Genomic DNA, 15,167 nt, shown 5'->3' with positions numbered 1-15,167 from the left:
ATTACCATAGCAAAAAGCCGGATTCAATGGTAGAATCCGGCTTTCTGTTTAGTTACTTTTAGAAATTAATACCTTTCCAACAGAACGATCCTTACTTTGTCCAACAACTTTAAAGGATAGACCGTATGTTGGGACATCACGCCCTGCATCTGGATTATTTGGATTCACATAATTCTTTTTATCACTAAATGTACGAGTCGGGCGAATATAGCGATCTACCAACGTTAAGCCAGTTGTCGCTGTATAATCAATATTGAGCTTCGTACTTGGATTCAAAGAAAATGCTGCATCATGTACTTGGAAACCTGTGGCTGCAATGGAGCCGTCACTCCACTTCAATACTTGCTGATCTGCATCTACTACCCCAAGGAAACCGTTCCCTGGGTGTTTTCCTACCCAGTTATCACTGTAGGATTGATCGACATACCACACGACCAAACCGTTATTATAGCTCATGAGGCTTGCCCCTCGTTTGATATGCTTTAACCCTTTATCGACGTCAGCATATGAGCGCCACTCTAGTAAATAGTATTGAGCTGCATATTGTTTTCCATTCGATTTCGAGAATCCGTTAAAGGTGAAAGTAGATGTGCCCTCGGCATCATCTGACCACACTTTCGTCCCATCTGCAGTGATGTTTAAATCATCTACAAATAAGCCTGGCAGTGAATAGCCTGCATCGGTTGTATAGCGGAATTGCAGGTCAATTTTCTTCCCTGCATAAGCAGAAAGATCAAATGCTGCATCTACCCATCCGTCTGATTTTCCGTCAATTCCATTGCCTTCGTTCGCTCCAGCTTCATTTCGATCGTTCGTGATGTTACCAGCAATGGTCTTCCACTGATCAGTTCCTGTTTCACGAACTTCTACATACGCATAATCATAATCTTCTTCGATATCGTACCATGCTTTAAATGTCAGCTCTGCTTTGCTCCCTTTCGACAAATCGATACCTGTTGTCGTCATGGTCGCATTTAAATTGTCACCCGTTCCGCTGAAGTACGAATTTTGTCCTTGAGCAGGTTTTGTGACAACAATCTCTTTATCTGGTAAATCTACCCGAACCGCATCATGGTTCGTTCCTTTTGTTGCTGCTTCATCAATCAGCACTGTTTTGCTTTTCTTTAATGTTTTACCATCGATGGTTTGTCCAGTAAGCCAGTTACCGCCATGCAAGTTTTGAAGCATTTCTTTCGCATATGGACTAAAGCCTGTTGGTTCCGTTCCAGGGACTTTACCTGCCCAGCTTCCGCTTGACATGATCGACCAGTAGGAAACGGGCTCGCCTCCTCCTGTGTACTGTGTATCGTACTCATCAGGAAGACCAAGATCATGTCCGAATTCATGTGTGAATACGCCTGCCGCGCCATCTTCAGGCTCAATGGTGTAATCTAACGCGCCTAATTTCCCACCTTGTCCAACTTCAGATTCAGTGTTTGGAATTTCAAATACATCACCAAGTGACCAGCGGTGCGACCAAATCGCATTAGAGCCAAGTTGTCCGCCGCCAGCTTCTTCACCTACGCCAGCATGAACGACCATCAGATGGTCAATGATGCCGTCTGGTTCGTTATAAACGCCGTCGCCATCCATATCATAGCGGTCCCATTGATCATATTCACCGAGATCAATGTTCGGGTCCTTTGCTGCTGCTTCGAGTGCTTCTTTCACCAATTCACGCGGTCTGCCGTCACTGCCTGATTCATCAGGTACGTTCCCGCCATAATAGGCTGCTTCATGCTTCGCTGTATACCAGCCAGCCACCGTTCCACTGATCGTGTAACTGCCGCCAGACTGTTTCTCATAATATTGCTTCATGGATACTTTTCGTTTCCCATCTGGACCGATGTAGCCATTTTTTCCGAAAAGCATGTCTTGATAGTGCTGCTGATCGTACTTGTCATAGTACATATCAGTCTCTTCTTTTTTAATACTATTATGCTTATAATCTTTAAAATCTACTAATAAAACCAATACCTTATCATTGCGAACTTCGCCTTTATACTTTTCCTTTTTGACCGGTTTTACATGATTGCTTTCTTTTCCATTATGCTTCTTTAACTTTTTCTTTTTGGCTAATTTGTTATGTACCTTTTGTTTGTATTCTTTCAGAAATTCAGGCTCTTCTGTTAAGGTGCTTGCACCTTGTTTCATAGCAGATTCTTCTTTTTTCTTTAGATATTTCTTTAATGCTTTTTGGGTTTCTGCTTCATTGGCATTCTTTTTGATCTTTCCTTGTTTTTTCAAGGCTTTGATGAGACGGTCTTCATTCACAACACTTGCATCGAATGGAATACCTGAATAATGACCGCCGTCTGAGGATGTTGACTTTTCTGTAGTGTGGGCAGATAGTGGGGTGCTGAAAGCTGTCAATGTGCCTAAACCGAGGACAGCCGTTAGTGCTATGCTCGTCCATTTCCCTTTTTTCATTTTGGTTCCTCCCTAATTTGGTAATAAATAATATCTCATTCTAGCATATTCCAATATACTTAAGTCGAAAAACATTTTATTTTCAGAAATTTTGTGGAAAATGCACAATACGGGAATGAAATGGGTGGAACAAGGTGTCGAAAATAAAAGAACCCTAGACGATAAACGCCTAGGGTGTTTGTTGTTTTACTATGAAAGTTGCTGGCCTTGAAAGGCAACAACGTCAAGTGGAGCGGCTAAGAATTCTTTTGCCTTCGCTACGAAAGCTTGGAAATGTGCACTCGCATTATGGCTCTGAACCGCAGCGTCATCTTTCCACACTTCTACCATTAAGAAGGTATGTTCCTTACCTGTATCCTTGAACAGCTTGTAGGATACATTGCCTTCTTCGGCTTGTGAAGCTTTCATTAATGCATTGATTTCTTCTAGAAATACGTTTTCTTTTTCTGGATGAATGGTCATCCCTGCATGAATAATAATCATCTAATCGTCTCCTTTTTAAAAGATATTATTTCCACTCTGTAATGCGTTCAATCGGTAAGCGGTAAGAAGCATAACCTTCGTCAGCAGCTTTCCCAATTGATAACAGCATCACTGGTACATAACGTTCTTTATCCCAGCCAAATGTTTCAGCGATGACTTCTTTATCAAATCCGCCAATTGGATTTGTATCATAGCCGTGTGCACGTGCTGCAAGCATAAGCTGCATAGACACAATTCCACCGTCAATTAAGATTGTTTCGCGATTCACTTGCTCTGGAAGTACCTCAAAGTGTGCAGTTAGTGCAGCAATTTGTCTTTCTTTCACTTCTTGCGGCATGTAGCCATGCTCTACTGCTTTTGAATAAATTTCATCTAAGTATTCATTGCTTTTCATATCTGCAAATACTGCAATGACAGCTGCTGATGTTGACACTTGAGTTTGGTTGAATTTTGCAAGTGGTGCAAGCTTTTCTTTTCCTTCTGGGCTGTCAATGACCATGAAGCGCCAAGGCTGTGCATTCACTGATGATGGTGCAGTTGTTGCTTCTTCTAGAATCTCTGCCATTTCTTCTTTGCTGATTTTCACAGCTGGGTCATAGTTACGAATAGAACGGCGTCCTTTCAAAATTTCCATAAAATCGTTAGTTTTTAATGTTGTAGCCATGTTGAAACACTCCTTTAGGTTGTTTGAATCTTTTCGATGTTTTGTTGTATTCGGCTGAGCACATCAGTGAGAAGCTTTCGTTCTTCGTCACTTACGTTTTCAAGCATTTCTGAGATAAATCGTTCTTTTTCTTTTTTAGAAGCTTCGATTCTTGTTCTGCCTTCTTCTGTAAGACGAACAAGTGTGACTCGATTATCCTCTGGCTTTCTTCTGCGCGTGACCATTCCTTTTGCTTCTAACTGTTTTAAGTGACGCGTCACAGCCGCACTATCAATATTTACTTTTTTCTGCAAATCTGACTGGCTGATTTCGTCTGCTTGGAATAACAGTGATAGCAACTCTAGTCTTGATTGGCTGATGCCCGTGCATGCTTCGAACTTCACGCCCATCATACGGTTCACACACTGCAAACGGTATAATACCTCTGCTTCTTCAGAGCAAAATGCAGTCAATGCCATCCCCTCTTTTCTATTCAGATCAATTAGTTGATATATCAATCATTGACTCGTCAACTAATATACACCCATTATTTAATGAATGCAAGAGGTTTGTTTCATAAAGTGAAATTTTTTATCTCAATAGAAAAAGAAATGAACAAAAAAAGGACAAAAGCGGCGAAGCACTTTTGTCCTTTTTTCTTTATTCTGTGATCACAGTGTGAATGAGAGTTGGTGCATCAGCATGATCTGCGATGCGGATGTTGTCATAAATTTTCTCCACGACATTCGCAACATCTTCACGATTTGCATGAAGTGTCACGAGTGAATCTCCTTTTTCAACACGATCGCCGACTTTTTTGTTCAGCATGATGCCGACAGATAGGTCGATCTCGTCCTCTTTTGTCGCACGTCCTGCTCCAAGAATCATCGCTGCAACACCGATCTCGTCTGCGACGATTTCAGCAACCACACCTGATTCCTTTGCAGGAACGTCGATTTGGTAAGGGGCTTGCGGCAGTTTTTTCGGCTGATCTACAATCGAGCCGTCCCCACCTTGATTTTCTAAGAATTCCTTGAATTTCTCAAGTGCTTTGCCGTTTTTCATGACTTCAATTAGCTTTTCTCTTGCTTCATCAAGCGTTTCTGCTTTTTTCGCAAGAACGACCATTTGACTTCCTAAAGTGAGCACAAGCTCGTTTAAGTCTTCAGGGCCTTCGCCTTTAAGCGTATCAATCGCTTCTTTCACTTCAAGGGAATTTCCAATCGCTAATCCTAGCGGCTGAGACATATCAGAGATGACAGCCATCGTTTGTCTGCCAACGTTGTTTCCGATGCGGACCATGGCTTTTGCAAGCTTCTCAGAGTCTTCAGGTGTTTTCATGAAAGCACCTGCACCTGTTTTCACATCTAGTACGATCGCATCTGCGCCAGCAGCAATTTTCTTACTCATAATAGAGCTTGCAATGAGCGGGATGGAGTTAACGGTTCCTGTCACATCACGAAGGGCATAAAGCTTTTTATCCGCTGGTGTCAGGTTGCCTGATTGACCAATGACCGCTACTTTATGACGGTTCACAAGCTCGATGAATTCGTCTTTTGTAATTTCTACGTGGAAGCCTTTTACCGCTTCAAGCTTGTCCACTGTACCGCCTGTATGTCCAAGGCCGCGGCCAGACATTTTCGCAACAGGTACATCAAGTGCAGCCACAAGAGGAGCAAGTACAAGCGTTGTTGTATCGCCTACACCGCCTGTTGAGTGCTTGTCTACTTTAATACCTTCAATGGCAGAGAGGTCAATCGTGTCTCCCGAGTTCGCCATAGCGAGCGTTAAGTCAGCACGTTCTTGATCCGTCATATCTTGGAAGAAAATCGCCATAGCCAAGGCACTTGCTTGGTAGTCAGGAATTGTTCCGTCCGTATACTCTTTGACAAAGAAAGAAATTTCCTCTGAAGATAATTCTTTTCCGTCACGTTTTTTCGCAATGATATCTACCATTCTCATTGTTTTCACCATTCCTTTTCTTAAATTAGTAAATCAAACCGACAACGCCTGCTGTTAAGAAGCTGACAAGTGTTGCACCAAATAGAAGCTTTAATCCAAAGCGTGCGACAACGTTCCCTTGTTTTTCGTTTAAGCCTTTGACTGCTCCAGCAATGATACCGATAGAAGAGAAGTTCGCAAATGATACAAGGAATACAGAAATGATCGCTTCTGTACGAGCAGTGAAATGGAAAGCATCACCGGACAGGATTTGCATTGCCACAAATTCGTTGGAAACCATTTTAGTTGCCATAATGCTTCCTGCTTGTACTGCTTCGCTCCAAGGTACACCAACAATAAAAGCAAATGGGGCAAATACATAACCAAGTACATCTTGGAAAGAAACACCGATGACAGCTGTAAAGATTCCATTAATCATCGCAATTAATGCAACGAATCCAATCAACATCGCAGCGACAACAATCGCTACTTTGAAACCATCCATAATATATTCGCCAAGCATTTCAAAGAAGGATTGCTTTTCTTCTTCTACAATTTCAATCATGTCTTCGTCCTTAGCCACTTCATAAGGATTGATGATAGACGCAATAATAAACCCACCAAATAGGTTTAACACGAGTGCTGTTACAACATACTCTGGTTTAATCATTTGCATGTATGCACCGACAATGGACATCGATACAGTTGACATCGCAGATGCACACAATGTATAAAGACGTTGCTTAGGTAATAATCCGAGCTGTTTCTTAATGGAAATAAAGACTTCTGATTGACCTAAAATCGCAGACGCTACTGCGTTGTAGGATTCTAGTTTCCCCATTCCATTTACTTTACTAAGCAAATACCCGATTCCGCGTACGATAAGCGGGAGGATACGCCAATGCTGCAGGATACCGATCAATGCCGAAATAAAGACGATCGGCAGTAAGACATTGATGAAGAAAGTTGACGCCTTATCATTCATTAATCCGCCAAATACGAAGTTGATTCCTTCACCGGCATAGCCTAGAAGCATTTGGAATCCCCTTGCAAAGCCCCCGACTAGGAAATTTCCAACACCTGTATTGAGCAGAATATAACCTAAAATAAATTGCAGTACAATCATGACAATTACTGGACGGAATTTTACTCGTTTTTTGCCGTTACTAGCCAGCCATGCAATGGCGAGAATCACCAGCAAACCGATGATACCAATCACGTATTTCATGTTTTTCCTCCTCGAATGAATTCGTTTACATTAATGCGCTTGTATGGAACAAACCCTATTTCGCAAACAAAGTGCGGAAGAAATTCCCAGAAGTGAGATCCTTCCGCATATGACTTTTTCATCATTTATGAGTCACGAATGTTATCCTACCATAGGATCGTATGAATTAATAGTCTTTCGAAGGAGCTGATTGATCCCCTTTGATAATAGAAACGCCTGCACTCGCACCAATTCGGGTAGCGCCTGCAGCTAGCATTGCCTCAACATCTTCTTTTGTTCTCACGCCGCCTGATGCTTTCACACCGATGTCAGGTCCTACTGTTTTACGCATTAATGCGATGTCCTCAGCAGTTGCACCGCCTGTACTAAATCCAGTCGATGTTTTCACAAAATCAGCGCCAGCTTTCACTGAAAGCTCACAAGCTTTGACTTTCTCTTCATCTGTGAGTAAGCACGCTTCAATAATGACTTTCACAAGTGCCTTCCCTTTTGCTGCGTCTACAACTGCACGAATATCTTGCTCAACTGCATCATATTCGCCGTCTTTCAATGCCGCGATATTGATGACCATGTCCACTTCGGTTGCACCGTTCTCAATTGCATCCTTTGTTTCGAATGCTTTTACTGCTGTTGTGTTTGCACCTAGCGGGAAACCGATGACTGTACAAATATCAACGCCTGTTCCTGCTAGTTCTTTCGCCGCAAGAGACACCCATGTTGGATTGACACAAACAGATGCGAACTGATGAGTCTTTGCTTCTTCAAGTAACTGCATGATTGCAGCTTTCGATGTATCTGGTTTTAGTGCTGTATGATCAATAAGATTTGCTATCGTCATGCTTACACTTCCTTTTAATTATGATACTTTCATCATATATGACCGATGAACATTTGTAAACACAGTTATGAAATTTTGTTCATCTATTTTGTGACATTTAAAAGAGCCTTTGCTGTATGCTGATCAATCATCAATACGTTCGCATATTTTCCTCTTAGTGCACCGTGGATAGAAGCAACCTTGCGATGTCCACCAGCAACAAGAATAGAGCGTTCTTTTGTTCTTAAATCATCAAGCTCCACGCCAATCGTACGGTTGTTAATCGCTTCACTGCAAATGCGTCCTTCTTGATCATAAAAGCGCGAACAGATGTCCCCAACGCTGGATGCTTTGAGCAGTGCTTTTTCTTCTTCGCGGAAGTAACCAAGTCTAAACAAAAGGGCTTCATCTCTTACCGTTCCAACAGTGAACACAGCAATATTCGCCTGTTTGCCCATTTCAATGATACGCTGAATATGTCTGTCCTGTTCAACCATCTCCTTGACGGCAGCACTATCAAATACAACAGGAAGCGGTAAATAGCGCGGTGCTGTTTGAAAGGCCTCGGCAAACAGCTGGATGGTTTCCGCAGAATATGTATTCACATGGGAGTGGCTAATCCCACCCTTCAGCTGGACAACCTCTACACCTTTGACCTGTTTAGGTTGCATCTTTTGAGCAATTTGATACATGGTGGTTCCCCAGCTCACACCAACGATATCACCGTCTTTTACTGTGTTTTGCAAGTACTCAGCACCAAATTGGCTCAAGTATTCAGTGATCGTTGGATAATCATCTTTGGGCGAAAACACCACATGAGCTTCGAGCAGGTCATATTTTTCCTTGAGCAATGAAGACAGCTCATTCAAGTCTTCAAACGGGTCCATTACCGTTATCTGGACGTACCCCTTCTCCTTCGCATATTGAAGCAGCCGAGATACAGTTGGTCTCGACAGGTCGAGCTGTTTGGCAATTTCCTGCTGGCTGTAATCCGATAAATAATACAGCCTTGCCGCTTCAATACTCAGTTGTTGTTTCTCCCGATCCATTCGTACGCCTCCTTTTTTCTTCTATCATAACAAATTGTTCAACTTATCATGCACAAATGTTCATTTGAAAAAAATCGTATAGGCGGCTTGGAAGGTCTCATTCTTCTCTAAAGTTTGAATACCGAACTTTTCCTTGTACTGCCCATTCGTCCCTTCAACATCGGCAATACCGTACCAAGGCTCAATACAAACAAAAGGAGCCATTGTGCCCGTTTCTTGATGATAAGGTGACCAAATACCAACGAACGGAAAACCAGTGAGATCAACCTCAACCCCGTGACCTGCCTGAGACACCAATGACACTCGATTGATATGACTAAAGATCATCGCATCATGCTGAAAAAGCTCTGGTCGAAGCTGAATTGGTATAAGCTGAATGCTTTTTTCTTTCTCCCTGACAAGTGAATTTTTCAGTTCATATTGGACAGAAAGATGCTCAGTAGAAGGCGTCAATGTCAGGGAATAATCTGCTGTGCGCTCTCCTTCAATTAGCGGAACTTGAAATGCGGGGTGACCTCCGATGGAGAAATACATCGTGTCATCTCCGACATTATCAATTTCCCAGGAAATCATCAGACCATTTTCCGACAGCTCGTATCGAATACGGGCGGTAAATTCATAGGGATACTGCTCGATGTGGCGGCCTTTTGATTCATATTGAAAGGTCACTGTATGTTTCGTTTCTTCATGTAAATCAAAATCAACATCACGCAAGAATCCATGCTGCGTGAGCTCATAGGTTTGATCATCTATCTTGTATTGGTCATTCTTTAATCGTCCAACAATCGGGAATAAGACAGGCGACACCCTGCCCCAGTATGCAGGATCGCCAGACCACATATATTGACGTCCACTTTCCTTATGAAGCACCTCTCTGACCTCGGCACCCCTCTCATTGATCTGAATCAATAACTGATCATTTTCAATTGTTCTCATTTCACACATCCCCTTTCCATCTTCTTTTATTATGACAGGGATTTTGGTTTTGAGTATAAAAGAGTTATTTAGAATAAAAAAGACTTCTCCCTTCTAGGGAAAAGCCGTTAAAATTACTTATTCATCATCTTCTTGTATAGTCCATTTAAGACCTTTGATTTGTTTTAAACTCTCAATTTCTTCTTCGTTTTCAGGGAAAATATAGCTCTCCTCTTCATGTGAGCTTGAAACCATCCACTCTTTCCCATTTTTGAAGAATGATAAATCCTCCAGTAAATTAGGGTGAACCCACCCGTATAGAGAGTTCGAAAGTTCTTTTAACAAATTTTTTGTGTGTTCATTGGCATAATAATAATAAACATATGCTGTTTGACCATCTCCTAGAATCGTGGTAGCCCATTCAGACTCTTCCTTCATTTCTTTAAGAGATGGTGAAAGTTTATCTAGAATTTCACGATAATCAGCAAAATCAGCAAAATCTTTTCTAAAAACTAATTGGAACTCATCACATACTTTACAACATAAATCGATGAGCTCATTATATTCCTTCTTTTTTGGTTGACGATTTAAAAAAATCATCAAAACCCTCCTATATCTGAGCGTCTAATAAGGTTTACGTAACATATGTGCCCCAGTATCTCTCAATTGATTAATTCGATAGCACTTCCATTTTATATTGATGTAACAATATAATAAAGTGATATATGTTATCCGTTCATCTTAAAATTTTATTAAAAAACTCAAACTAAATGATATGGATACACGTCTATTATATATACTATCTATTAGTTTCCTTAATTTAAATACAGATGCTTGTCATTAATGGGGGATTCATTTTCATGAGCAGCAAGGAGAATCGTTTACGTTATATATTAGGACTAGATGGGCTAAGAGCCGTTGCTGTATTGGCGGTCATTGCTTATCACTTACATATTGGGCCTGCGAGCGGCGGGTTTCTTGGCGTTGATTTGTTTTTTGTGATTTCTGGTTACTTGATTACAACGATCTTGTTACATAAGCAGGATTTGGGTTATCAAGAGCTTTTACCATTTTGGATGGGCCGAATCAGAAGGCTCCTTCCAGCTGCTTACGTGATGATTTTCTTAACCGTCAGCTGGTGTGCAATTGCGGGTTCGAATGCACTATTGTCCATTCGTGGCGATGCCTTATCGTCCTTTTTTTATGTCAGTAACTGGTGGTACATTTTCCATCAGCTGTCTTATTTTGATAGCTTCAACGCTGTATCTCCACTGAAAAATTTGTGGTCTTTGGCGATAGAAGAGCAATTTTATATCATTTGGCCGGTACTATTGATTGCTGGGCTAAAATGGGTGAAAAATAGATCCCATCTGCCAATGATCACCTTTGGCCTTGCACTTGTCTCCGCCTTATGGATGGCAATCCTTTATTCACCCGATACGGACCCAAGCAGGGTTTATTATGGAACAGATACTCGTGCATTTGCGCTTCTGATTGGGTGCAGCCTAGCATTTGTATGGCCCATGCAAAGACTGTCCAGCAAAAAGCTCCTTCCTGTTGGCAGACGTATTTTACATATCGCTGGTTTTGGTTCGTTTGCGGTTTTTCTTCTATGTGTTTATGCAGTGGACGAATTTGACGGTTTCCTCTATCAAGGCGGCATGCTTTTATTCTGTCTTAATGCAGCGATTTTAATTGCGTGCATCTGCCACCCTGCAAGCCTATTGGGAAAATGGCTCTCCTATCAGCCGCTCGTCTGGATTGGAAAGCGTTCTTATGGTATTTACCTGTGGCATTATCCCATCATCGTGCTGACCACCCCTGTCATTGAAATTGGACAGCCTTCTATGGGGCGTGTCGCATTGCAGATCATTGCCATTTTACTTATCGCAGAGGCCTCTTACCGCTTCATCGAACAGCCGATTCGCCGGCTTGGCTTCACACAATATTTTGCCTCTTGGTCTATTTGGAAAAAGGGATTCAAACAATGGTCTACGTCTCATAAAGTGTTCCTTGGAATCACTGCAGCTCTTTTAATCTTATTTACCATTGGCATGTCCAGTTCGTCCCATACGTCTCCACATGCCAAGGAAGTGACACAAATTAAGACGGCACCGAAAAAAGCAGGAGACTCTACGGAATCGAAAACGAAAAAAAAGAAAGAAAAACACGAGAAGAAAGCAGCAGATCAGAAGCAGTTTCACCAAATTCTTGCTATTGGTGATTCCGTCATGCTGGACATAGCGCCGAATCTTGAAAAGACATATGCACAAATCACCATCGATGCAAAGGTTGGCAGACAAATGAACGAAGCCGTCAGCATCGCTCCTCAGTATGCTTCATTTAATCAATCTGATGCCGCTGTTATCATTGAGCTTGGCACGAATGGCTATTTTACTGAGGGCACATTGACAGCATTCATTCAGCAATTTTCAAAGGCGCACATTTTCCTTGTGAACACGAGAGTCCCAAGGTCTTGGGAAAGCGATGTGAATGCAGTCATTCAGCGAGTGGCCGATCAACATTCCAATGTGACCCTGGTCGATTGGCATTCAGCCGCTACTGGACAGCCTTCTTATTTTCAGCCTGATGGTGTTCACCTTTCAACAAAAGGCTCTGATACATTGACACAGCTCATTACAGCTAGCATCAAGAAAAAAGGAGATGTGTCATCGTCATAAAAAAGACTAGCATCCTGCTAGTCTTCTTTTTATGCCGTTAAAAGGCTGGCTTTCAGCGCTAACACACGCTTTTCCTTCGTTTTTTGATCCACCAACGCAAAATCACCATTCTCATACGCTAATGAAAATAATTGTTCGATATGAAACACACCTGTCTGAAACCGCCTGCCCAATAAATGCACTGCCGCAGCAGAGGCGACTTGAGCTGTTGCTTGAGACTCATCATGCCCTTTTATTCCAAGTGCTACGTGATGAATCTTGTTCCTCTCCATTCCTGTCGCCTCCACTTTCACTGCATATTGATCTGTTCCCATTTGAGCAGATTGAATCATAGAAATGGCTCGTTCCTTGATTTTCGGCACAGTGAGAAGGGACGTCATTCCAAGGCTCCTTGTGACAGCAAATGCCCGCGTTGCCGCGCGAGAATCAAAACATAGCCTTGTTGTCACAGAAGGCACGCTGAGCGTCAAAGGCAATGTCTGCTGATCAGAGAAGGGGAACTGATAGGCTTGCCGCTTTCCAAGTTTCACACCAAAATCTATACGCTTGCCTCCAGTAAAGCTTTTGACTCTTTTACGCTGATGATGCTCAGTAACCACATAGTCAGTATGGACATTGTCAAGCGTCCATTCAATGGCGGCTTTTCCATGCTGATCACCCAATCCAAGCATAATCCCTATATCTATTTGATTCACTGATGAGAGCATAGATGCTGCTTTCGCTGCCAATAAATTCGTAAGGCCAGGCGCAAGCCCGACGCTGAGTAAAGCCGTTGCACTGGTGTGCTGGTGATCCAGCTTTGCCATCTGTTCCATGTACGCCCCTTTCGCAGAAATATCTATATAATCAATGCCTGACCGCAGAACTGTTTCAGCAAATGACGGGTCTTCTTGATCAAGGCACATGATCACCAGTTTTGTTTGATCCACCCAGTCCGAAAATAACGGCTCACTGACATCTAGTTGATAGGGAAGAACTTTCCCTTTTGTCTGGCGTGAAAATTTCTCAGCTTTCTCATAGCTTCTGCCTGCCGCTACAATTTGTCCGGGATACACTTCGCTTAGCTCAAGACATATTTGCTGTCCAACATGTCCATAGCCGCCTATCACCATCACCTGTGATCTCATTTCTTATCCGCCTCTCTACGACCTCGCTTGCAAACAAGCCCCTTAATCATTCCTGCCTGAAAATAAGGTCTGATGTCTTCAAATCCTGCTTTGATTAAATGCTCTTTTATCTCTTCCTCGGGAACAGGGTGTGTCGCGCTTCCCAGCCTGTCTTTAAAGGACGTAAACACTTCTTTTTCTAGACCTTGCCGCTGCATGAAAAGAGAAAGCATGTGAAGCTCCTGTTGAAATGCTTGGGACTTCATCTCTCCCTGTATAAATGCCAACATAAACGGCGCATCTGGTTGAAGCCTGCGGGCAATCTCTTCTAAAAAGAGCTGGCGCTTTTCTATAAAATGAATGACAAGCAAGCTCACCGCTGCATCGTAAACAGGTTCAGCTGAAACCTTATCTAATGAGGCCTCATGCCATGTGACACGCGCCTCCATCTCAAGCTGTGCAACTCGCTGTTTCGCCATGTCCAGCATAGAAGGTGACGGATCGACCCCTGTGATGAGCCAGCCTTCTTTTCTTTGAAGCATATTGATGATCTCTTCGCCCCCACCCGCTCCAACAGTCAGGATGCGGGGAGCCGCTCCCTTTAATTCAGTTTCTAATACGTCTATTGTCAACTCATGCAATAGCTGATAGCCGGGTACTTTATGAGCAATCGTCGCTGCATATGACTCAGCAACGGGATCGTGCCAATGCTGGTTTCCTTTCATGTCCTTCTCCTCCAGTTCCTTTCCGCTTTACATCGTTTCCTGTACACTAACGGTATGACCTCTTTATTGTAAAAAGAGACACCAGAAAACACGATCCCTAAAAGTGGGGATTTTTGAGGAGGAGATCATGTGACCAATCCAGCCACTCATTTTCAGCAGCTGAGACAACACATTCGGGACGAGCTTGCTACCGTCCTTGATTTTGATGCCGCCTGTATCACGACCATTGATCCAGCCACTCTCCTCTCGACAGGTTCCTTCACAGATGAACCGATTGAAGACATTCATGACCAGCTGTTTCAAAATGAGTTCTTAAAAAAGGACGTACATCAGCATGAGTCTCTAGCCAAAGGTCCCGTTCATGCTGCGAGCCTAGTCCAAAGCGGAGAATACCTTAGCAGTGAGCGCTACCAAGACATTTTGTTACCTAAAGGATGGTCTGATGAATTGCGGGCAGCTCTTGTGATTCAAGGAGAATGCTGGGGCATTGCCAGCCTCTATCGTCTAAAGAACAAGGAACCTTTTCAAGAACAAGATATTCGAGCGGTCATCGAACAAACGCCTAGACTCGCAGCCAAGCTGAGAGATGAACTTTTCAGGAAAAGAGATACCGAAGAGGACGCGGCGGCGGAGCAGCAGGGCTTCCTCATTCTCTCGCACGATTACAACCTTCTTTATGGAAATGAGACGGGTCTTCATTGGCTTCAGACGTTTCAAGTCTTTGAACAAATCCATGACAGGGCGGTTATGCCGCGCCCGTTTAGAGCATTAGGGGCAAAACTTTTATACGGTGGCATCGACCAAACAGCGGCAAGCATGACGAGATTGCCTACGGGGCTGTTCCTCTCGCTTCAAGCATTTCGATTAGCGCAGGCAGCCGGTCAGGAAGAGGCTGTCATGATTCACATCAAGAGAGCCCAAACCAATGATATTCTTCCTTATGCGGCAAAAACGTACAAGCTGACAGAAAGAGAGATGAACGTCCTCGACTGCTTATTAAAAGGACAGTCTACAAAGGAAATTGCCAGCACTTTATTTATTTCAACCCATACCGTCCATGATCATGTGAAGGCGATGCTGCAAAAGACAAATTTGAGCAGCAGGCGGATGCTTGTTTACTTTTTCTCTCACATATAAAAAAGCGGCTAC

14 protein-coding genes are annotated in these 15,167 nt (G+C 42.9%); 2 read left to right on the top strand and 12 right to left on the bottom strand.

Translation table 11 applies throughout. The features are described from left to right. Positions 1-48: 48 nt before the first annotated feature. From MHH40_RS11270 to MHH40_RS11225, 10 genes are all read right to left on the bottom strand, one after another. On the bottom strand, positions 49-2,430 hold the full coding sequence (locus MHH40_RS11270) for an immune inhibitor A domain-containing protein (RefSeq protein ID WP_137054169.1): 2,382 nt from the start codon (positions 2,428-2,430) through the stop codon (positions 49-51). A 189-nt stretch (positions 2,431-2,619) separates the two neighbouring features. Then, positions 2,620-2,913, bottom strand: a complete 294-nt coding sequence (locus MHH40_RS11265) for a putative quinol monooxygenase (RefSeq protein WP_050944578.1) — start codon at positions 2,911-2,913, stop codon at positions 2,620-2,622. A 25-nt stretch (positions 2,914-2,938) separates the two neighbouring features. Continuing rightward, positions 2,939-3,577 (bottom strand): nitroreductase family protein, encoded by a 639-nt coding sequence (locus tag MHH40_RS11260; RefSeq protein ID WP_003214802.1) that lies wholly within the window; start codon positions 3,575-3,577, stop codon positions 2,939-2,941. 14 nt (positions 3,578-3,591) lie between these two features. Next, positions 3,592-4,035 carry a MarR family winged helix-turn-helix transcriptional regulator gene (locus MHH40_RS11255; protein WP_003215380.1) on the bottom strand — a complete coding sequence of 148 codons (444 nt, stop codon included), beginning with the start codon at positions 4,033-4,035 and terminating at the stop codon, positions 3,592-3,594. 181 nt (positions 4,036-4,216) lie between these two features. Next, entirely contained in the window at positions 4,217-5,518 is a 1,302-nt protein-coding gene (locus MHH40_RS11250) for a pyrimidine-nucleoside phosphorylase (protein WP_050944579.1), read from the bottom strand. A gap of 25 nt (positions 5,519-5,543) precedes the next feature. Beyond that, positions 5,544-6,725 carry a NupC/NupG family nucleoside CNT transporter gene (locus tag MHH40_RS11245; protein WP_050944580.1) on the bottom strand — a complete coding sequence of 394 codons (1,182 nt, stop codon included), beginning with the start codon at positions 6,723-6,725 and terminating at the stop codon, positions 5,544-5,546. A gap of 166 nt (positions 6,726-6,891) precedes the next feature. Continuing rightward, the gene (gene deoC, locus MHH40_RS11240; RefSeq protein WP_003215179.1) at positions 6,892-7,563 is read right to left on the bottom strand and encodes a deoxyribose-phosphate aldolase; all 672 of its coding nucleotides are present in this window, start codon (positions 7,561-7,563) and stop codon (positions 6,892-6,894) included. Between the two features lie 83 nt (positions 7,564-7,646). Then, positions 7,647-8,591 carry a sugar-binding transcriptional regulator gene (locus MHH40_RS11235; protein WP_003214694.1) on the bottom strand — a complete coding sequence of 315 codons (945 nt, stop codon included), beginning with the start codon at positions 8,589-8,591 and terminating at the stop codon, positions 7,647-7,649. Between the two features lie 60 nt (positions 8,592-8,651). Then, the gene (locus tag MHH40_RS11230) at positions 8,652-9,527 is read right to left on the bottom strand and encodes an aldose 1-epimerase family protein (RefSeq protein WP_050944581.1); all 876 of its coding nucleotides are present in this window, start codon (positions 9,525-9,527) and stop codon (positions 8,652-8,654) included. A 117-nt stretch (positions 9,528-9,644) separates the two neighbouring features. Continuing rightward, entirely contained in the window at positions 9,645-10,106 is a 462-nt protein-coding gene (locus MHH40_RS11225; protein ID WP_050944582.1) for a hypothetical protein, read from the bottom strand. Positions 10,107-10,366: 260 nt separating this feature from the next. Between MHH40_RS11225 and MHH40_RS11220 the strand changes: the two genes are divergently transcribed. Next, positions 10,367-12,187 (top strand): acyltransferase family protein, encoded by a 1,821-nt coding sequence (locus tag MHH40_RS11220; protein WP_226804470.1) that lies wholly within the window; start codon positions 10,367-10,369, stop codon positions 12,185-12,187. Between the two features lie 29 nt (positions 12,188-12,216). Here the strand turns inward: MHH40_RS11220 and MHH40_RS11215 are convergent, their stop codons facing one another. Then, on the bottom strand, positions 12,217-13,314 hold the full coding sequence (locus tag MHH40_RS11215) for a saccharopine dehydrogenase family protein (RefSeq protein WP_340901075.1): 1,098 nt from the start codon (positions 13,312-13,314) through the stop codon (positions 12,217-12,219). Beyond that, positions 13,311-14,018: a class I SAM-dependent methyltransferase gene (locus MHH40_RS11210; RefSeq protein WP_226804474.1), complete on the bottom strand. Its 708-nt coding sequence runs from the start codon at positions 14,016-14,018 to the stop codon at positions 13,311-13,313. Before MHH40_RS11210 ends, MHH40_RS11215 begins: the two co-directional genes overlap by 4 nt. Positions 14,019-14,147: 129 nt before the next feature. Between MHH40_RS11210 and MHH40_RS11205 the strand changes: the two genes are divergently transcribed. Continuing rightward, positions 14,148-15,155 carry a helix-turn-helix transcriptional regulator gene (locus tag MHH40_RS11205; RefSeq protein WP_106029426.1) on the top strand — a complete coding sequence of 336 codons (1,008 nt, stop codon included), beginning with the start codon at positions 14,148-14,150 and terminating at the stop codon, positions 15,153-15,155. The last annotated feature ends 12 nt before the right edge of the window (positions 15,156-15,167 follow it).

The sequence above is a fragment of the Bacillus sp. FSL K6-2431 genome, assembly GCF_038005165.1.
Taxonomy (GTDB): Bacteria; Bacillota; Bacilli; order Bacillales; family Bacillaceae; genus Bacillus; species Bacillus pumilus.
The sequence above is the reverse complement of the archived record's forward strand: the minus strand, read 5'-3'. Positions and strand labels throughout refer to the sequence as shown.